Consider the following 19,010-nt stretch of genomic DNA (forward strand, 5'->3'; position numbering starts at 1 on the left):
AAAGTTTCAACGGCAGCTTCCGGGACGAGCTTTTGAACGAAACCCTGTTCTCTTCGCTGGCCGAGGCCCGCGAGAAGATCACCGAATGGAAGGACGACTACAACCGAAACAGACCTCACTCATCCCTCGGCAATCTCACGCCACAGGAATTTGCAATGAAATCGAGACTGGAAATCAAGGCCGCATGAGGTCAGAAAACAACTGACGGATTCTCCCAAACGCTGGAGGAAAGTCGGGTCTCAGGTCATCGGCCAACCTGGCTTGAACAGCGGCAATGCCCTTTCGTTCGGTCGAGTAGTTTCCCGGCATGGTTCAGGCGTCCAATTTTGGCTGGCGTTTCACGATTATCACCGTTTCGAGGGTGTAGGTGATAGTGCGGCGCAAGAGGTAGAAAGGATAGTGAGAACTGCCCACCTTTGCAGGCGCGATACGTCGGACGTTTTAGACAGCATTTCACAATACAAAATCTGATGTGATATCATCACAGGAGTTTACTTTTTCCATATATAACTAAAACTTACGCTGAAAGACAATTGATTAAAATAGCCTTGGCTGGGATGGCCGCTCTTCGAAAGTTAAGCCTCGCTATTTGCTATCGCAGCGAAAGCCCGCTTCCCGCCCGACCTGTAGGTGCTGCGCGCGCACGCAGCGCGGAATTTCTGCAAGTGCCCGTTTTGGCATGCTGCAGTGCGTCTGCAAACTCGGCCATTCGAACATCGCGCAGCGAGGTTTGTCGGGGCAATTTACAGGTCGCGGACAGAGTGAGCTTTCGCTGCCCATGCCCCAATGGCGGCTTTGGGGAATTTGCCTACTAAATCAATGCCAAACCGTAAACTGCAAGAAAAGTATCATCCACCGATAAACACGTCTCCAGACCCGCTTGCGATGGAACCGCCGCAGTCGATGGCGTCGCCGACGCGGCCAGCGGGTTGGCCGTTGATGAACACGCTCCCGGATCCAGCCGAAAGTGCGCGTCCGTGGGGTGGGTGTTTGGGCTTTGCGTGCGGCGCGAAAGGGTCCCCTTTGCGCAGCGCGGGTTTGCCATTGGCGTAGACATCTCCGCTGCCAGCCGTGGCCGGTGTGGGCGGGAAGCCATCGTGTCCAGATCCTGTATCGCCTTTGCGGCCTGCTGCGGGCATAATGCCTTCTCCTCAATAAACTTTTATCACTCTGGCGTATCTACTCTGATCCACGCCAATAATGCGATTATTCACCTGCAAAGGCTCCCATTGGAAGTCAACATCGGGCCTAATCGGCCTAATCCTTGAGATGTGCCAAGAAACGCGACGCGGATCTGGATTGCGGCGACTTATCGTGAAAAGTCTCAAACAGTGGGGAAGGGCCGATGAATTTTTTTGAAGCAGTTTATTTCTCCCTCGATGCCCTAGCTATGGATGGGCATTGGCTTCGCGTTGGCTGTGGAAAATGAGAAGGTCAAGCGGAAATGGCAAGTTCTGCATCTCGGGCTCGGTGAGGTCAAGTTGCAAACGTCTCCCAGCGCGAACGACTTTGACTGCGGTCAAAAAGATATCATCGCACGTTTCTGCTAGGATGGCTTTCAAGCTGGTTTGATCCTGTACCATATCGGGATTGAGCAAACGCGCAGGTCTTAGAAAACTCTCTACTGGTGTGATATTCACCCCCGAAGTCGCCCAAAGCGCGCGCACCTCGCTTAGTTTTGCACCCTGACACCAGGATAGCGCCACCGCCCCCATTACCGTACCACCCGCGCCTTGGCACAGCGTCAGCCACGCCTTGGCAGGGCAGTCACTCAGCAGAGATAAAAGCCCTAGGTCGATGGCGTCTAAAGCATCAAGGTTCTTCTGTTTTGCCTGTGTTTGCAGCATATGGCTCCACTGAAAGGCATTGTCGTGCAACCTTTGCCAGACCTTGGGCAATGAGGTTTCATGGCCAATGAGCTGCGCACCGGTAAAGGGCGAGAGGAGTGTTGTATCATTCATGGAGTAGTCTCTTTCACACCGAAGTAACGCGATAAAATGTGAGGTGACACTGGATACCCTAGAATGGGAAGGTCTCTTAGGAATGGATGAATGGCATTGGGCAAAGCGCTGTTGGGCCGGATATCTGGTGTTTTAAAGGCCTGATATTCCAACCCAAGCTTCGCCTGTGCCAATGCGGAGGTCTCGGCCCAGAGATCATAGCTGCGTTCAACCGTCCATTTTCCGTGCATAGTGCCGAGGCCCGCACCGACCTGACCGTCGTCAAGATTATAGACGCTCTGATCACGAAAATACATCACGTCGTCGGCAATTACATCCGGACTCATGTCGATCCAGTATTTTTGCACGCCGGCCAGCATGATATCAACATTGAACCCATAGATACTGCCCCATGCAGCTTCGATATCATGAAATGAAAAGGGTACTTCAGCGACTATGCGTGAAACGTTCTTATTCAGATGCTTCAATAGTTCAAGGCCCGTACGAGCGCTATCAACATCCATGGTGTCTTTGATATAATCGGTATGGTTAATATAGGTTTCGGTCAAATCGACCGGCTTCTGAAGCTCCTGGCGCGGGATTTTCCCTGCTGCACCGCTGCCGCGCATCAGAGCCTTGGTCCGCAGACTTGCGGTCAGGCCAGCCCCGGTGATTGAGACCACGCCAATGCGTAGGTTTTCCAGCCCCAGGAATAAGAAGGTGTGTTTTCCGATCACCAGGGAAAGACCGGAGGAATAGGCGACATCCCAAGTTCGCGATTTGGTGTCATACAAACCAAGCCAACTGGATACCTGCGCGGGATCCTTCCCGTGTGGAAATCTACTCACCTGACAAACCCACTCCCAAAGTGCAATAGAAGTTTCCGTTGACGCGCACCGCGAAAGTCATGCAACTGTCTGCGCCAAGCGCTCGCATGCAGGACCGTGGGGCTTTCACGGAAATTTCTTCCCGGCTGCATCGGTCTGTCTTGCAGTCAAAAACATGAAGCTGTCCACTGACCAAATCCGCTGAAACAATCGGTGCCCTATCGGCTAGAAAATCCAATTTTTTAAAGGCATCGTGCAGCTTTGAATGGGTTTGTGCCGTTCCATAATATGTGTACCCCATGCCCAAGGCGTAAACGCTGCGCTCCTCTCGAGAGGCCTCTTCATAGTTCAAAATGCCTTCATAACCGTCGAAGTTACATTGCAGCTCTTTAGCGGTATACCGATCTTCGCCTGAGCGTTTTGAAACAATGCTTGATGCCTTGTGCGATACCATCGCCCAGCCTGAGATGCCTATCAGGCTTGCCAATATTAAACTCAATAAAATCCGGCGCATCAGTTAATATCCACCCGTTTGCCTTGAATGGTAAAGGCACCGTCAGAACGTTGTGACATTTCGGTTGTGTCCAAAGACATTTTTCCTTCTGAGTTGATTTCGAGCTCGCCTGTAAAATCCATGTGCAGATTGCGACCGGCAATGCGCACATCGCCATTGCCATTCATCACAATTGAGGCCTTGCCGCAGTTGATAGTAATCTCTTGACCTGCTTGAAGCGTCGCATCTGAGCCGCCATTTAGTGCCACTGACTGCCCTCCGCTAATATGTACCAACCGGCCTGCGGAAATATTCTGTGCGGCACCCGCATGGGAGCTATTGGTTACTCCAACAGTAAGATTACGCATACCTAGACTCGTTTCGAAAATACCGTTCTCTGCAAGAATCGTATAAATTCCGCTGCCGACCGCGTTTATTGAGGGAAGGTCGAGCCGAGTGGCTGCCTCGGAAATTCCTTCCGGAGCTGTGTTCATGAAGTTGGTAACCACAGAGTCGTATTCCAGACTACCAACTTGGATCGACATATTGCCGCCGACAACTTCATCGTGACTGTGACGCACCTGAATGGCTTTGTTGTAGCCAACCGATTGTACCCAATTGTTGTCTATTCGTTCGGTATGGTTGTTTTTTATCTTCTCGTTTCGATCTCTCTCTGCATGAACGAAAATTTCCTCCCGCCCCTTCTCATCCTCAAACCGCAGCTCATTAAACCCACGACCTTGGTGGGTTTCCGATTTGAACGTTGACCGCGTCTTATGCTCCGGCAGCTCATACGGCGGGGTGTTGTGGCCGTTGTAGACACAGCCCGTCACGATCGGTTTGTCAGGGTCGCCGCGCAGGTGCTCTACGATGACTTCCATGCCAATGCGCGGGATGACCATGCCGCCCCAGCCTTTGCTGGCCCAGTTCTGGCTGACCCGCACCCGCATGGAATGCGCGCCGTCGAGGTCCCAGTGGTAGCGCACCAGAATGCGGCCATGTTCGTCGCAGTCGATCTCGCCGTCGCCCACAACCACCGCCGTCTCGGGGCCCTGCACCCGCGGGGCGGGTGTGCGCCGTTCCGGTCGGTAAGGCGCGCTGTCGGGCATCAGGACATAAGCGCCCTCATAGGGGGTCTCATCACCGCCTGCGTCGCCTGAGCCATAGCCCTGCGCGCGAAATTGATGTTCGGCCCGCAGGCAGACAAAGCCTTGCCCCGTGGCGCCCGACACCGGATCACCCGCAAGGGTCACCCGCCAGCCCGCGCCCAGCGAGACCACATCGCCGACCGCCTCGTGACGCGGGGCCTGGCCGCGTTCTTCTTCCAGCCGTCGGGTCACCACATGGCGGCCCTCGTCCTGGGTCAGATAGTCGCCGGGCCAGTCGTAGCTTTCCACATCGCCCTGCGGATGCGCGGCCTCGCCCATCTGGTCAACCTCTTGGGTCGCATGGGGAATTTTGAAATTATACTCGGTCAGCCGCACCGCGCCGGTGGTGATCCGGGCGGCGGTTGACCATTTGCGGAAATGTTCGTCCTCGTGGCGGTGAAACCCCTCGACCCCATAAAGGGGGCGCGTGCCGCCGGGCACTTCGGGCAGCTGAAACGTCGCATCGCTCAGCACCAGCGTGTGCGAGCCAGGGGCGTGTTTCCACGACCAGCTGATGCCATGGCGCTCCAGCTGGCGGCGGATGAAATCGGCGTCGCTTTCGCCATATTGGACGGTGTATTCCAGCACCGGATAGGCGCCAGAGGTCACGATCTCCAGATGCGGATTGCCCATGGCGCCATAGGTGCTGAGCACCTCTTCGACGATTTCGATCACCGATTTATTGTGAAATATCCGCATATTACGCCGCAGCGAGGCGACATGCAGCCAGGGCCGCAGCACCAGATCATAGCGAAACCCGTTCTCAAACGCGCCCCGGCTTTGGGCCTCGCAGACAATCCCATCAAAGGCACGAAGGCCCTGGGCGTGGTCGATTTCCACGGTGGCATGGGTGCCCAGAAGCGCGCTGAGATCCAGCTGATCGTTGAAAGAAAGCGCCTCAACGCGCCATTCAAACGGCCCCGAGATCTCCTCGCTGCCATCCATGCGCAACAGCACCAACTGGTCCCCGCCAAGCGCCGTCACCAGCCGACCTTGACGGTCCTGCTGCGAAAAATGCCTATTCAAAATAAAATCCAACAAACAGTTAATGCAAAAGAGGTAGCAAGGCGCAGCCTCGCACGCAAGACGTGTGTTTAGGGGGCGTCAAAGCGGACCCCAGAACACGACGCAGCATTCGGTAAAAGGGGCTCAAAGCAGACCATCGCTGCAAGTTGTTTCAATGACAGCAACGCGGACAAGGACGAAACCGCTCTCGCGGTATTGGCGCTTGGGGCAATGACAGTGCATTAGTTCAGCAGTAGATTTGGTGGATTGGCGCACCTGCCTGACGATTGGGGCCTTCTCAATCTGATGACAGGAGGTTCCGATGACGGACCGGTATGTGCCTGCGCTGCGCCAGCGCTTTCTCGAAGACATGCGGATCAAGGGGCTGCAGCCGAAGACGCAGACGATGTATCTGCGAGCGATGCGGGAGTTCACGCGGTTTCTGGGGCACTCGCCGGATTCTGCGACGCCGGAGGAGTTGCGGGCGTTTCAACTCGACATGAAGGAGCGGTGTGTTGGGGCGTCCACGTTCAACAACCGTCTAACGGTGCTGAGCTTCTTCTTTGCGACGACATGCCCACGTCCGGAGATGAAGCGGCATATGCGGTATCAACGGGCGGCAAAGAAGATTCCCGTGGTGCTGAGCGCCGAGGAGGTCGCGCGCATTCTTGAAGCGGCACCCGGGCCGGGTCTGCGGTACCGAGCTGCCTTCAGCGCAGCCTACGGCGGCGGACTGCGCGCCAGCGAGGTCACGCATCTCAAGGTCGGCGACATCGACAGTGACCGGATGCTGATCCGGGTCGACCAGGGCAAAGGCCGCAAGGATCGGCATGTGATGTTGTCGCCAAGCCTGTTGGAGCTTTTGCGTGACTACTGGCGCGAAGCCCGGCCTGCAGGCTGGCTCTTTCCCGGCCGCAACCGGGTTGATCCGATCTCGACGCGGCAGTTCAACAGGGCCTTTGGCGTCGCCTGCGACTTCGCTGAGATCAAGAAGAAGGTATCTCCGCACACATTGCGGCACAGCTTTGCCACCCATCTGCTCGAAGGTGGAACCGACATCCGGATCATCCAGGTCCTGCTCGGACACGCCAAGCTGGAGACGACGACGATCTACACCAAGGTGGCGACCAAGACGATCCAGGATGTCACCAGCCCGCTTGATCTGCTGGTGATACGGGAGGCTGGTTCCGGCTGACCCCGGTCCAATGTCCCGCCCCAGATTGGAGGTCGCGGATATCTTCCGCGCCCATGGTCCTGCCTATCGCCGCGCGCATTCCCGGCATCTGAACCTGCCGCAGCTGAAGGTTATGTCCGCGATCGAGACCTGCCGCACCGCCGCTCTCGGTGGCCATGTCTCTGCCTGCACCAAGTGCGGCCATCAGCACATCGCCTACAACTCGTGCCGGAACCGGCATTGCCCGAAGTGCCAAGGCAGCGCGGCACAGGGCTGGATGCAAGCGCGCATGGAGGACTTGCTGCCGGTCGAATACTTCCATGTGGTGTTCACGCTCCCGGCCGAGATCGCGCAGATCGCGTATCAGAACAAGGCGGCGGTCTACGGTCTCTTGTTCACGGCATCGGCCCAGACGCTTTTGGCCATTGCGGCCGACCCAAAGCATCTGGGCGCGCGCATCGGCATGACCAGCGTGCTCCATACCTGGGGCTCGGCGATGACGCATCACCCCCATGTGCACGTGATCGTGCCGGGTGGCGGGATGTCACCAGATGGCACGCGATGGATCGGCTGTCGTCCGGGGTTCTTCCTGCCGGTGAAGGTCCTGTCTCGGTTGTTCCGGCGTCTGTTCCTCGAAGGGTTGGCCAGGTTGCACCAAGCGGGGAAGCTGCGCTTCTTCGGCGACCTGTCGGAGTTGGCCGACCGGGATACTTTCCGGGCCCTTCTCGCGCCGCTGCGCAAATCCGACTGGGTCGTTTATGCCAAGCCACCCTTCGGCGGCCCCAAAGCCGTACTGGCCTATCTCAGCCGGTACACCCACCGCGTCGCGATCTCCAATCATCGCCTAGTCAGCGCGGATGCCAACACTGTGGCCTTCCGGTGGAAGGACTATCGCATCAAGAAGGGCGATCGCATGAAGGTCATGCGCCTGCCAACGGCGGAGTTCATCCGCCGCTTCCTGATCCACGTCCTGCCGTCGGGCTTCCACCGCATCCGCCATGCGGGCTTCCTCGCCAACGGCATCCGTCGTGACAGGATCGCAATGATCAGGCGCTTGCTGGACTGTGAGCCAGAGCCGGATCAAATGGCCGACGAAGCTCCGCTCACCGGCGCTGACGAAGACAACCAGCTTCAGCCTTGCCCTAAATGCGGCGGCGCCATGGTGGTCATCGAGACCTTCACCCGCGGTCAAACCCCGCGATCCCGCGCGCCACCCTGGGAGGATGCCGCATGATCCAGCCTTCACACCTGGTTCCACCATCAGCAGGCGCCGGGCCAGTCGTTGCGGCCACTCCACCGAAACCCACGTTGCAACAGGCCAATGGCAACAGCAAAACGACGATCCCGCGGCATAGGCCCAGAAAGATCAGCTGGACGGCACGGATCGACGTCGTCAGCCTCAAGCGTCATGGCATCCGCAAACAAAGCCTCGAGCCACAATCCCCATAGCACCGAAAGCCGCCCGCGCTTTCCTCCTTGTCACATTTATCGCCGCTGCAGCTCACGCTGACTGCAGCCACAAACCTTAGACAAACCCGACCTTTGGTTTCCACACTTCGCTGACGCAGCATCTTTTTGCGGACGTGGCACGCAGACCGCTGCCCTGCAGCGCATGTCACCGAACCGGACGTCCACCGGTGCCAAAATGACCCGAACCGACACCGCACTTTCGCCGCAGCTAGATCAAACAAGGATCATGCGGACAAAGTTGCCTTTGCATTCAAAATGGCGAAGGGGCGCTGTTACTTTGAGGGAGACATTTAAACTCACCCTATCGGCTTTATTACTTCTCAGGCGGTGTCCGGGCGATTTTCGCCATTCGACGTGTCAGCTCCTTGTCAATAATGTTCGCTTCATAGGGCTTCATTTTCTTCCATCTTGCGCATTCCTCACGTGTGCGACCGCAGCCAAGACACCAGCCACTGGGCCCAGTAAATTCGCAAACATCGATGCAGGGACTTTTACGCTTTTTCATGTTCGTGAACCTATTGTTCGAGAGCGGAAGGTCGATGAAGCAGACGGGTCCAATTCAGTGCCCCAAAAGGGATGTGGAACGGATGTTGATTTAAAGTCAAACCAACACAACGCCAAGCCTTACCAGAGCAGGCGCAGACAAAATGGACTTTGATTTTTATCGCTCTCAAACACCTCATATACTGGCAGAAGTGTCGGTCTGGATGATGGCCAAACCGTGAAGGGCGGAGGCAGTTGTAACACATTCCACCCTCAGCTAAGTTCTTCATATGGTAATATTTCGCGGCATACTCGCAATCGCTCTGGTTGCCATGCTCTTGATCGGGAACCTGATCGAGGGCGCTGCGCATGCTGGAACCTCTGACTGCGTTGGTGCCCATTGCCATGAACATACACCAAACTATGATGCTCACGACGCAGGCCATTCACATGAAGGCACTGGTAGCGATCAGGTAAAGCACGACTGCTGCAACCAGATATTTTGCCAAGCGGTGGCGTTGTGGAACGATCCAGCTATGGTGCACCCAGTTGGCTTTCAATCTGCGTCTTGTGGTCAGACCGGGCAGCTCGTCGCTGTAAACTGGCCCAGCACCCTGGAACGACCGCCTAACAGCTGAAACACGCCCATCGGGTTTGCCCAGTTCTTTGGGCAAAGCGTGATCTGTCCCGCCCTCTTGGGCGATCGACAACTCTTTCAGCATGTTAGGAAATCTACGTGAACACTAAATACCTATTCCTTGGCGTGAGCGCCGTTGCCGCAATTGCTGCTTTTGGCTTCCTTCGCCTAGAACCAAAGCAGGACATCGCTCAAGACGCTCCAGCCACCCAAACGGCCACAGACACGGCCATGGTGGCGATTGCCATGCCGGAGATCAGCGGCAATGCGGCGATCGGCCAGAACATCTTTGAAAATATCTGTGCGGCCTGTCATGGCGCGCAGGGTGTCGGCAACGCAGAGGCCGGGCCACCGCTCATTCACAAAATCTATGAACCCAGTCATCATGGCGACGAAAGCTTTCAGCGCGCGGTCGCACATGGCGTTCGCGCCCACCATTGGCGGTTTGGAGATATGCCACCGGTCGGAGGCCTCACACGTGGCGACATCGCCATGGTGATTGACTACATTCGCGCCATCCAACGCGCCAACGGGATTAACTAAGGAATACGACCATGAAATACTTTGCCCTTTTTGCTTTGCTCGCATCTCTTGCGTCTGGTGCGTTTGCTCATTCCCGTGTCGACACGACGACGCCCGAAAATGGCGCGGTGATTGCAGAAGTCCCGGCAGGCATCAGTTTCAATTTCGCCGATGACATTCGCCTGACGCGGGTGGAAATGACCCATGCGGACCACCCGTCGGTGCAACTCGATCTCGGAGACCAAAAAAGCTTTGATCGCTCCTTTACGCTTCCTCTGACAGGCATGGGGGTTGGCATCTATCGCATCGAATGGCGCGGGCTTGGGATCGACGGCCATGCGATGCAGGGCGAATTCACGTTCACGGTGGAATGAGCATGCCGGATATTTGGGGTCAGGCTGCAATCCTGACGAAACTACTTTTGTATGTAGGGGCGTTGGGGGCGAGCGGGCTGGTGATCGTTCAGATTGCTTTCGCCACTGCAACGTCTTCTTTAACCCAACGTTTGCGACGCCAGGCAATTGCTCTTGCAGGTTTGGCGCTAGTGGCATCGCTTTTGGGCTTCATGTTGCGCGGTGCGGCCCTGACCGGCGGCGCAGACGGAATGACCGATCCGGAAATGCTGGGTCTCCTATGGCAGACCCCTGTTGGTGAGGCGCTTTTGTACCGCCTCGCGGGGGGAGCATTGATCATCGTCGGTTCTTTGATATCCCGCTTCGGTCACTGGGGCACTCTGGTGGGTTGCGTGCTGTTGCTTTGGTCCTTTGCCCAGATCGGTCACCTCGCAGACATTGGGCCGTTCTATGTGCGCCTTCTATTGTTGCTGCACCTGCTTGGCGTCGCATTCTGGATCGGCGTTTTACCACCTTTGCATCGGCTGTCGCGTACGCCAGATCACCTTAGCCAGGCGGCGCAGCTTGGACATCAATTTGGTCAGGCTGCAATGATCATCGTTCCGGCTCTCTTGCTCGCGGGCCTCGTCATCGGATGGCTGCTGACCGGCACCCTGGCGGCTTTGATCAGTACAGGTTATGGACAAGTCCTGATGATCAAACTCGCACTCGTTGCCGTGGTCCTAATACTGGCGGCGGCAAATAAACTCCACTTTGTTCCGAAAATGCAGGCAGGAGACGCCAATGCGGCGCGGCATCTGGCGCGATCAATTCAGATAGAAACAGCGGTCATTCTGGTGGTGCTTGCAGCAACTGCAACGCTTACCAGTGTGCTTTCTTTGCCAAGCTGAGGTCATGATGATCACAAGATTTTCACCCGCTTTAATTTTATGTGTCTCCGCCAGTGGATCCTTCGCGGATCACGAGTTGGACAGTCGTGATCTGTCAAACGGGGAAACCCTTTATGCGGAACACTGCGCCGCCTGCCACGGAGCCAATCTGGAGGGGCAGCCGGACTGGCAAACACCTGATGAAAACGGCGTTCTCCCTGCGCCCCCGCATGACCAGACAGGGCACACCTGGCACCACGACAATCAACTCTTGTTTGAATACACAAAGTTGGGTGGTGAAGCCGCTCTGGCGAAACGCGGTGTCACTGAGTTTGCCAGCGGGATGCCGGGATTTGGTGACATCGTGACGGATGAAGAGATTTGGGACACTCTCGCCTATATCCGCTCGACCTGGCCGGAACGTGTTCAGGACATCCAAGCCGCGCGAAACCCACCGCATGAATAAGGCATTTGGGATCGGGTCAACTTCACATCACGTTCTGGTTAGACGCACCGCGATTTTCGCCTCTGCGATTTATAAGCTTGGGCCAATTTAGGAGACAAAACCATGCTTACACGCCGGAGAACGCTCGGTCTGCTGACCGTTGCACCAGCCTCGACCGCCCTTTTGCCGTCCGTTGCGTTGGCGCGTGAACCAGAAGTTTTTCAAAACCCGGTCGCGGTAAATGCCATCGATCCTGTCGCGTATTTTAAGCAGCAGAAGCCAGTGCCTGGCCAAGCCGCACATGCAAGACGTTGGAATGGCGCAGAATGGCGCTTCGCCAACGAAAACAACGCCAACACGTTCGCGGCAAATCCAGAGGCCTTTGCCCCGGTGTTCGGTGGCTACTGTGCTTTCGCAGCATCGCGTGGTTACCTCGCCCCAACGATCCCAGAGGCCTGGACCCTCTATGAAGACAAGCTTTACCTGAATGCGAGCTTGCGCGCGCAGGAACTCTGGCTGCGGGACGTTCCGGGAAACATCGCTGCCGGTTTGGGGAATTGGCCGGGCATCCTTGGCTGATCTACTTGGCGGCCATACGTGGCTCTTAGAATGATCTGCGCAGAGCATATTTACCACGCCCGGTTTTGCTCAGTGCCCCCTGATCAGTCAGGCTTTTCAACGCCCGATAACAGGTCTCTTTAGTAAGGCCGATTTCGCTCGCAAACTGTGTAACTGATCCGCGCAAGCGACCACTCGCGACCGCTAAGTAAACCCGTTCATTTGCGGTTTGTACGGCATGAAGCGTCAGGAGCTGGCGATAGTCTTGTACCTGCGCCGCTAAACGCCTTGTTAGCTCTTCTGAAAATACGGCGTCCTCGCGCTGACGCGTCTGGATAGCGCGCTTTGACACGCGAACAACTTCTGAAGGAGCGACCGCTATCGCATCGCAGTGGTATTGATCAGAATAAAGAGACGCCTCCGCAAACATGCCGCCCGCTTTGGCATTGTGAAGGGTCACTGCCGCGCCCGCTTCGGTCATACGGGTCAGGCAAATCGCTCCAGAAACCACAAAAAACACACCCCGTGTCTCTTCCCCCTGACGAAAGGCATGCTCGCCCTTTGCTAGGGTCAAAGGCGTGCTTGCATTTTCATTCAGGAGATCAAAAGGTTCCGGCAACATATGACTTCAATCATATTTGGTTTGGCGCGAATGATCTATCACAGATCTAGCTTCAACAATAAAACGGCCCTGCCATGTTCAAAATTTCGCTTTGCGTTTTCCTCGTACTCGCCACCTCTCCTGCTTTTTCTCAACACGCGCACCACCACTCAGATGGGCCAACAGAGGTCGGGCAGTCAGCCTTCGCCGCGATTTCCGAGATCGTTGAAGTCCTGCAAAATGATCCTGAAACGGATTGGACCAAAGTGAATATCAGTGCTCTACAAAACCATCTCGTAGATATGGATCTTGTGACCACCAGAACCAAGGTCACCGTGGAAACGAAGGATATGATTGTGGCGATCACTGTCCTGGGCCAAGGCGAATCTGTTGGGGCAATTCAGCGAATGACAACGGCCCATGCACCAATGCTTGCGGCTGAGACGGGCTGGAAGATCGACGTCGATCAGACCACGGCAGGAGCGATTTTGCGTATAGCCGTGAGTTCTGAGAAAGAACTGGCGCGGGCGATTGGACTTGGCTTCTATGGCGTTATGACCATTGGCGCGCATCATCAAGCACACCATTTGCAGATCGCCCGAGGCGATAGTCCGCATCATTGAATTAGCCCCTTGCTAAACTGGTTTTGAGAACGCCCGCTTCAGTATGAGTGTGAAAAGCTATTGAACACTTTTTCAGCCGAAGGTCAGGTTCCGTGCGTATGGCCGACATACGCCCAGCGTGCAGCATTCGGTAATCTGGGCTCGTTACCGACCAACGCCGCGCAGGGGACAAAGACCCGCATTGAATTGGCGAACGGCAGGACCGTTCGCCAAAATAGCTCAGATGTCGATACGTTCGGCGATGCTCAGGGCGTCTTCGAGTTCAACGCCAAGGTAGCGAACGGTACTATCGATCTTCGTGTGACCAAGTAACAGTTGGACCGCGCGAAGATTTCCGGTCTTTCGATAGATCTCCGCTGCCTTTGTCCGGCGAAGTGAATGGGTGCCGTATCCGCTTGGCTCCAGCCCGATCGCCGTGACCCAATCACGCACCAACCGTCCATACTGGCGAGTTGAAATGTGGGGCCGGTCATGAAAGCGGCTGGGAAACATAAACGGACACGCAAACATCTCGGGTGATTTGACCCAGGCAAAGACGGTTTCACGTGTGTTTTCCGTCAGTTCAAACTGGACAGGCCGCTTGGTCTTGCTCTGGATGATCGATACGCGTTCTCGCACGCGATCATCTTTGACGAGGTCGGAAACGGCCAGTTTGACCAGATCACAGCCACGCAGCTTGCTGTCGATTGCGACGTTAAATAACGCCAGATCGCGTAGATAACCCGCCAATTCAAGCCGCGCCCGGATCGCCCAGACCTGTTTTGGCAAGAGTGGCCGCTTCTGACCGATGATCCGCCCCTTGTTCCAGGCTCTGCGTTTCGGGGTGGTTGCGGGAAGTTGGACTCTTGGCATGATATGCCCTCCAATCCTCCCTCCAAGCCCATGCACCAGCACCGCGCTGGCCGTGGAATTGTATCCTCATTGGCAAGGGCAGTTCTTGGACGGCGCCCGACCGCGCCGGTGCTGCAAGCGCATTGGGCCGCAGAGAGCCCTTCCCGTGAATTTGAAATTCTCGCGGCGTGCGCATGTGGAACGAGTTTCGCTGCGACTGCGTGAAAATTTGTGCCGCGCCGCGATGTGAACGCGATGTGAATAGGAGCCGTTAATGCGCTGCGCAGCAAGCCGAGGCGATCAATTCACAGATCGCGGGACAAGTTTGCCTTCGCTGCGCTTCCACCAATGTCCACTCCCTCAGAGCGGTTGAAGTGTGTCAAGCATCTGTCAGATCGTTCTGATATAAAGAACGCAGTTCTTAAATGCAGAAAGCTGTTGACAGGACGCCACATCTTTCTGATAATAGGAAAATCATTCTGAATATTGGAAAACGACCATGGACAAGACTGTTGCCAAAGCCTTTGCTCTTCTTGAAGAGCTTGCTCAGAGTGATCGACCTCTTGGGGTTTCAGAATTGTCCGAGAGACTTGGCCTTGGGAAAAGCAACGTTCACAGGCTGCTGCAGACACTGATTTCGCTGAAGTACGCTCGCCAAACCCCGGAGTCCTCTTATGTGGCATCTCTTCGGATGTGGGAGATGGGCCACCAAATCTTCTCCAATTTTTCGTTCCGCGATATTGCGAAGCCGTACATGCGTCAGCTGTCGAATCTGACAAACGAAACCGTTCATCTTTCTGAAATGGACGAGTTTGAAGTCGTCTATGTCGAGAAAATCGAGAGCAAGGAACCGGTTCGCACCTATACTCAACTGGGCGGACGGGCGCCTGCCTACTGCGTTGCGACCGGGAAAATTCAGATGGCATATCTGCCCGAGAAGGATATCCGCCGCTGTTTTGAAACGGTCAATCAATTCACGTCACATACAATAACCGACGTCGAGGCATTCTGCCGCGAAGCCGTGGAAAACCGAGAGCGCGGTTATGCCGTAAACCGGGGCGAATGGCGATCGGACGTTGTCGGGTTAGCGGCACCCATCGCAGACAGTTCCGGAGAGGTTGTTGCCGCCATTGGATTGTCAGCTCCAGCCAGCCGGATCAGTGTCGAGGAAATGGAGCGTCATGCAGAAATCGTCACTGGTTTTGCCCGCGATATTTCCCAGGAACTTGGGTGTCCACGGTCATTTCTTGCCACTCTGCAACTGAACAAAGAAACCGAAGGCGCACGGCAGAGCCGGTAGTTCCGGTTCTCTAAATCTCTGAAAGGAAATCCTATGAGTTCGCTCAGCGGAGTAAGAATTATTGAGTTTTGCGAAATTGCTGCGGGTCCGTATTGCGGCATGCTTCTTGCAGATATGGGTGCCGACGTGATCAAGGTTGAGCGCGCTTCAGGAGACGCCATGCGCACCTGGCCGCCAGTGAATGACGGCTACAGCGAGAACTTTGCGTCTATCAACCGCGGCAAACGTTCGGTCGTGCTGGATCTGAAATCTCCCGAAGGTGTCGCGAATGCACGCCGCCTGATCCTGAGTGCCGATGCTGTTATCGAGAACTTCCGACCCGGTGTGATGAAGCGCAACGGTCTGGATTACCAGAGCTTGAGCGCAGAAAAACCCGGTCTGATTTATTGCTCCATATCGGCATTTGGTCAAAGCGGACCAAGAACCAGCGAAGGTGGTTTTGACCTAACAATGCAGGCCATGTCAGGGGTCATGAGTATTACCGGTGAACCAGGTAGTGCCCCCGTCAAATGTGGTGTTCCATTGTGTGATTTTGTGTCTGGTCTATACGGTGCCATGGGCGTCGTGTCCGCCTTAGTTCAGAAAAACAACACCGGGCAAGGCCAGCATATCGATGTATCGATGCTGGGGGCGACGCTTGGCGTTGCCGCATTACAGACAAGCGAGTTTTTCGGAACAGGAAAGGCGCCCAAGAAACTGGGGTCTGCCCACCCCCGAAATGCGCCCTATCAGGCTTTTAAGGCGAAAGACGATTACTTTGGCATGGCGGCTGGCAACAACAGCTTGTGGCACCACGTTTGCGATGTCGTCGGTAGGCCCGATCTGAAAGAGGTGGAGCGTTTCTCATCGCCTACCCTGCGCGCAGCCAATCAGGTGGAACTCAAAGACCTACTGGAACAGATCTTTGCGACGCAACCCGTGTCTCACTGGCTTGCTGCTTTCGCTGAAAAAGGTGTGCCTTGTAGCCCGATCAACAGTTTCGCCGATGCGCTGCAGGACAAGCAAGTCGAACATATGGGCTGGGTGCAGCCGATCACTCTGCCCAACGGGATTGAGACCAAAACCTTTGGTCCGGTTCTGCGGATCAACGATGAATGCCAGACCATCCCAAGCGGCCCGCCCGCCTTGGGTGAACACACAGAGGCCGTCCTGGCCAGCCTGACCGACGAACCGGTAAAGATGTAGCGGGGTTTTGCAATGACATCTGATGATACAGATCTGATCTGCACCCGTGACCGCGATGTGTTGACCCTGACATTGAACCGCGCCGCCAAGGCCAATTCTCTCGCGCCAGCTCTGGTCGAAGATTTGATCGCCGCACTGGATCAAGCCGATGATGTTCGTATGGCGATCATTCAGGGCGAGGGAAAACATTTCTGCGCCGGGTTTGACCTGTCAGACATCGCCGAACTATCCGACGGGGATCTGCTGTGGCGCTTTGTTCGGATCGAACTGCTTTTGCAAAAGATCCACCTCAGCCCATTCCCTGTCATCGCCTTGGCGCATGGGCAGATCGTTGGCGCAGGCGCAGACCTCTTTGCCGCGTGCTGGCGTCGCGTTGTCGCGCCGGGTTCCAAGCTCAAGATGCCGGGTTGGAATTTCGAACTGGCCCTGGGAACTGGACGGCTCGCCGCTCTGATCGGGCAAGATGCGGCGCGGGACTTGCTGATCGATACCAGGTCCATTTCCGCCGAACAGGCTGTGGAGATTGGCTTGGCCTCCGACCTTGTCGGCAAAGAAGACTGGAGCGCGCTTGCCTCAGATTTGGCCAAACGCGCGGGCGCACTGCCGACAGAGGCGACGTCAAGAATGATGGGGTTAACCCGTTCAGACAGGACCGAACAGGATCTTGCGGCGTTGGTGCGTTCTGCCGCCCGACCAGGCTTGAAAGCCCGCATCGAGTCTTATCGCAGCCGGGTCATGCGCTCTCAAAAGAGAGCCCCGGCAAACTGACAGTTCAAATACTGGTGCACGAGTTCACCACTCATTGAGCCACCGGAACAAGCGTAGGCCACCGAAGGAACCAATAAACCGAACCAACGAGAATTCATAAGTGGAGGAGAACAAGATGAAGAACTTCAGAAACCTGGCAATGGCAGGCCTAATGGCCTCAATCGCGGGTACGGCGACATATGCTCAATCAGCGTTGCCGGATTTGCCGCGGGGCTTTGGCAATCGCCCATTGACTATGATTGTGCCTTACGGCGCGGGCGGTGGATCAGACCAGCTCTCACGAGCCATGGCAAAGGCCATTGAGGAGGAAACCGGGCTTAGTTTTCAGGTTGTCAACAAGCCAGGTGGAGGTGGAACGGCGGCCATCCCCGATTTTATGATTTCGCCTCCTGACGGGTTCACCGTCATGGAACACATAGACACGGCGGTTGCGGCTTATGCGAAAGGAGACATCCGGGAAAACCCTGCCGAGGACTGGATCCCGATCTGTATTGCACAGATCACCTTTTCGCAGATCTACATCCGGCCGGATGAGACCCGCTACACAGATTGGGAAAGCCTCGTCGCCTATATAGACGCACATCCCGACGAGCTGTCGATTGGCATTCTTGGCAAGGTCGGTTCGATGGAATTGGTGACGATGCAGCAGATCTCTGACGCGCTTGGTCTAAAAGTGCGTCAGGTGAACTATGACAAGCCCGCAGAAACCTACGGCTCGCTGATTGGCGGTCACGTTGACATTCTCTTTGAGCAACCTGGCGACGTAAGAAGTTTCCTTGATGGCGGTCAAATGAAACCAATCCTGACCTTCCTGAATGAACGCCCCAGCGTGTTTGCCGACGTGCCAACACACCGCGAAGTGGGGGCAGACTTCGAAGCCCTGACCCGTTTCCGTGGCTTCTTTGTGAAGAAAGGGGTGGCCCCCGATCGCGTCGAATATTTGGAAGCTGCGTGTAAAGCCGGGTTTGGCAACCCAGGCTTTACGGAGTTCAACGAAGCCAAATACATGAACCTCGTTCAAAGTTACCGGGACCGCGAAGGCTCGGTCCAGCTGATCAGCGAAACGGTCGACGTCTACCGTGACGTCTACGAACAGCTGGGTATCGGCCAGTAACCTGTATCTGGTGCGAGGGCGGTCTCTGGATTGCCCCCGTTTCCTCTATCGGGACTAAGCATGTGATTGCGGAGGAGGAATCATGTCAAAGTCAGCTTTTGTTGGGGCGCCGTCAGCGGATGCCACGCAATTCATACGTCCGGTTCTTGAATGGGTGTTCTGGATAACGCTGGTCGCGCTTTACGCCCAGCAGACAACCTTTTTTGATGAGACCTTGCAGAACTATAGGCTGGGTGCCACAGGTTGGCCGCGCGGGCTTTGCTATGTTGCCATCGCCGGAGCCACAGGCCAGCTCGTTTCTCGGCTCTTGGCCATTCACCGCCGCACAGCAGAGAACTCTGACTCTGACGGCTTCCGAGTGCAGCGCAACTGGTCGCAAACGGCCCAGCATCTTGCCATCTTCGGTTTCCCGTTTTGCTTTCTTTATGCTGTGCCGTCCGTCGGTTTTTACGTGGCCGCGCCTGTGTTTATTCTGGGCTTGCTGCTGCTTTTGGGCGTGCGAAAACCGCGCACGATCGCGCTTGTCGTGGCCATCGTCTTTGGCCTCTTCCTTTTGATATTCACCCGGTTTTTCTACGTGGCGCTCCCGGTTGGCAGCATACCTGCGTTTTACAATGTGAATGTCACCGTGATCGAATTCACCAGATACGGAAAGTAGGACACA

General features: G+C 55.9%; 22 protein-coding genes and 1 pseudogene. 14 read left to right on the forward strand and 9 right to left on the reverse strand.

Features of this window, described 5'->3' with window-relative positions:
• Nucleotides 1–155 (forward strand): annotated as a pseudogene (locus TRM7557_RS08760) (integrase core domain-containing protein); the annotation flags it as partial.
• Nucleotides 156–848: 693 nt separating this feature from the next.
• Here TRM7557_RS08760 and TRM7557_RS08765 read toward each other — a convergent pair.
• The 5 genes from TRM7557_RS08765 to TRM7557_RS08780 form a co-directional block, all read right to left on the reverse strand.
• Nucleotides 849–1,139: a PAAR domain-containing protein gene (locus TRM7557_RS08765; protein WP_058289849.1), complete on the reverse strand. Its 291-nt coding sequence runs from the start codon at nucleotides 1,137–1,139 to the stop codon at nucleotides 849–851.
• Nucleotides 1,140–1,388: 249 nt separating this feature from the next.
• A complete protein-coding gene (locus TRM7557_RS08770) occupies nucleotides 1,389–1,961 on the reverse strand; it encodes a hypothetical protein (protein WP_058289850.1) in 573 nt (190 codons plus the stop codon).
• Nucleotides 1,958–2,788, reverse strand: a complete 831-nt coding sequence (locus tag TRM7557_RS08775; protein ID WP_165592440.1) for a hypothetical protein — start codon at nucleotides 2,786–2,788, stop codon at nucleotides 1,958–1,960. The genes TRM7557_RS08770 and TRM7557_RS08775 overlap by 4 nt, the downstream gene beginning before the upstream one ends.
• Nucleotides 2,781–3,281: a hypothetical protein gene (locus TRM7557_RS19855; RefSeq protein ID WP_074942226.1), complete on the reverse strand. Its 501-nt coding sequence runs from the start codon at nucleotides 3,279–3,281 to the stop codon at nucleotides 2,781–2,783. The genes TRM7557_RS08775 and TRM7557_RS19855 overlap by 8 nt, the downstream gene beginning before the upstream one ends.
• Nucleotides 3,281–5,446 carry a type VI secretion system Vgr family protein gene (locus tag TRM7557_RS08780; RefSeq protein ID WP_165592441.1) on the reverse strand — a complete coding sequence of 722 codons (2,166 nt, stop codon included), beginning with the start codon at nucleotides 5,444–5,446 and terminating at the stop codon, nucleotides 3,281–3,283. The genes TRM7557_RS19855 and TRM7557_RS08780 overlap by 1 nt, the downstream gene beginning before the upstream one ends.
• A 289-nt stretch (nucleotides 5,447–5,735) precedes the next feature.
• Here TRM7557_RS08780 and TRM7557_RS08785 point away from each other — a divergent pair, with 289 nt between their 5' ends.
• Both TRM7557_RS08785 and TRM7557_RS08790 read left to right on the forward strand, forming a co-directional pair.
• Nucleotides 5,736–6,608, forward strand: coding sequence for a tyrosine-type recombinase/integrase (locus TRM7557_RS08785; protein WP_058289852.1), 873 nt, complete (start codon nucleotides 5,736–5,738; stop codon nucleotides 6,606–6,608).
• Between the two features lie 10 nt (nucleotides 6,609–6,618).
• Entirely contained in the window at nucleotides 6,619–7,821 is a 1,203-nt protein-coding gene (locus TRM7557_RS08790; RefSeq protein WP_058289853.1) for an IS91 family transposase, read from the forward strand.
• A 549-nt stretch (nucleotides 7,822–8,370) separates the two neighbouring features.
• On the opposite strand, the gene TRM7557_RS19595 is transcribed toward TRM7557_RS08790, so the two are convergent.
• Together TRM7557_RS19595 and TRM7557_RS19860 are read right to left on the reverse strand one after the other, a co-directional pair.
• Complete coding sequence (locus TRM7557_RS19595; protein ID WP_074942147.1) at nucleotides 8,371–8,562, reverse strand: DUF1289 domain-containing protein; 192 nt, start codon at nucleotides 8,560–8,562, stop codon at nucleotides 8,371–8,373.
• Nucleotides 8,563–8,986: 424 nt separating this feature from the next.
• On the reverse strand, nucleotides 8,987–9,262 hold the full coding sequence (locus TRM7557_RS19860) for a hypothetical protein (RefSeq protein ID WP_131727538.1): 276 nt from the start codon (nucleotides 9,260–9,262) through the stop codon (nucleotides 8,987–8,989).
• Between the two features lie 14 nt (nucleotides 9,263–9,276).
• On the opposite strand from TRM7557_RS19860, the gene TRM7557_RS08795 reads away from it, so the two are divergent.
• From TRM7557_RS08795 to TRM7557_RS08815, 5 genes are all read left to right on the forward strand, one after another.
• Nucleotides 9,277–9,720 (forward strand): c-type cytochrome, encoded by a 444-nt coding sequence (locus TRM7557_RS08795; protein ID WP_058289854.1) that lies wholly within the window; start codon nucleotides 9,277–9,279, stop codon nucleotides 9,718–9,720.
• An 11-nt stretch (nucleotides 9,721–9,731) separates the two neighbouring features.
• On the forward strand, nucleotides 9,732–10,073 hold the full coding sequence (locus tag TRM7557_RS08800; RefSeq protein WP_058289855.1) for a copper resistance CopC family protein: 342 nt from the start codon (nucleotides 9,732–9,734) through the stop codon (nucleotides 10,071–10,073).
• Nucleotides 10,070–10,942, forward strand: coding sequence for a CopD family protein (locus TRM7557_RS08805; protein WP_235811438.1), 873 nt, complete (start codon nucleotides 10,070–10,072; stop codon nucleotides 10,940–10,942). The genes TRM7557_RS08800 and TRM7557_RS08805 overlap by 4 nt, the downstream gene beginning before the upstream one ends.
• Before the next feature lie 4 nt (nucleotides 10,943–10,946).
• Nucleotides 10,947–11,387: a c-type cytochrome gene (locus TRM7557_RS08810; RefSeq protein ID WP_207382648.1), complete on the forward strand. Its 441-nt coding sequence runs from the start codon at nucleotides 10,947–10,949 to the stop codon at nucleotides 11,385–11,387.
• Nucleotides 11,388–11,564: 177 nt separating this feature from the next.
• Nucleotides 11,565–11,945, forward strand: coding sequence for a YHS domain-containing (seleno)protein (locus TRM7557_RS08815; RefSeq protein WP_235811439.1), 381 nt, complete (start codon nucleotides 11,565–11,567; stop codon nucleotides 11,943–11,945).
• Between the two features lie 25 nt (nucleotides 11,946–11,970).
• Here the strand turns inward: TRM7557_RS08815 and TRM7557_RS08820 are convergent, their stop codons facing one another.
• Nucleotides 11,971–12,546 carry a Crp/Fnr family transcriptional regulator gene (locus TRM7557_RS08820; RefSeq protein ID WP_058289857.1) on the reverse strand — a complete coding sequence of 192 codons (576 nt, stop codon included), beginning with the start codon at nucleotides 12,544–12,546 and terminating at the stop codon, nucleotides 11,971–11,973.
• Nucleotides 12,547–12,620: 74 nt separating this feature from the next.
• Between TRM7557_RS08820 and TRM7557_RS19865 the strand changes: the two genes are divergently transcribed.
• Entirely contained in the window at nucleotides 12,621–13,148 is a 528-nt protein-coding gene (locus tag TRM7557_RS19865) for a hypothetical protein (protein WP_074942146.1), read from the forward strand.
• Between the two features lie 219 nt (nucleotides 13,149–13,367).
• Here the strand turns inward: TRM7557_RS19865 and TRM7557_RS08830 are convergent, their stop codons facing one another.
• Nucleotides 13,368–14,000: a tyrosine-type recombinase/integrase gene (locus TRM7557_RS08830; protein WP_058289859.1), complete on the reverse strand. Its 633-nt coding sequence runs from the start codon at nucleotides 13,998–14,000 to the stop codon at nucleotides 13,368–13,370.
• 478 nt (nucleotides 14,001–14,478) lie between these two features.
• Here TRM7557_RS08830 and TRM7557_RS08835 point away from each other — a divergent pair, with 478 nt between their 5' ends.
• From TRM7557_RS08835 to TRM7557_RS08855, 5 genes are all read left to right on the forward strand, one after another.
• A complete protein-coding gene (locus TRM7557_RS08835; RefSeq protein WP_074942145.1) occupies nucleotides 14,479–15,279 on the forward strand; it encodes an IclR family transcriptional regulator in 801 nt (266 codons plus the stop codon).
• 33 nt (nucleotides 15,280–15,312) lie between these two features.
• The gene (locus TRM7557_RS08840; RefSeq protein WP_058289861.1) at nucleotides 15,313–16,464 is read left to right on the forward strand and encodes a CaiB/BaiF CoA transferase family protein; all 1,152 of its coding nucleotides are present in this window, start codon (nucleotides 15,313–15,315) and stop codon (nucleotides 16,462–16,464) included.
• Between the two features lie 12 nt (nucleotides 16,465–16,476).
• On the forward strand, nucleotides 16,477–17,232 hold the full coding sequence (locus tag TRM7557_RS08845) for an enoyl-CoA hydratase/isomerase family protein (RefSeq protein WP_058289862.1): 756 nt from the start codon (nucleotides 16,477–16,479) through the stop codon (nucleotides 17,230–17,232).
• 235 nt (nucleotides 17,233–17,467) lie between these two features.
• A complete protein-coding gene (locus TRM7557_RS08850; RefSeq protein WP_235811440.1) occupies nucleotides 17,468–18,346 on the forward strand; it encodes a tripartite tricarboxylate transporter substrate binding protein in 879 nt (292 codons plus the stop codon).
• Between the two features lie 82 nt (nucleotides 18,347–18,428).
• A complete protein-coding gene (locus TRM7557_RS08855) occupies nucleotides 18,429–19,004 on the forward strand; it encodes a tripartite tricarboxylate transporter TctB family protein (RefSeq protein ID WP_058289864.1) in 576 nt (191 codons plus the stop codon).
• Nucleotides 19,005–19,010: the final 6 nt, after the last annotated feature.

It is taken from the genome of Tritonibacter multivorans (genome assembly GCF_001458415.1).
Lineage (GTDB): Bacteria > Pseudomonadota > Alphaproteobacteria > Rhodobacterales > Rhodobacteraceae > Epibacterium > Epibacterium multivorans.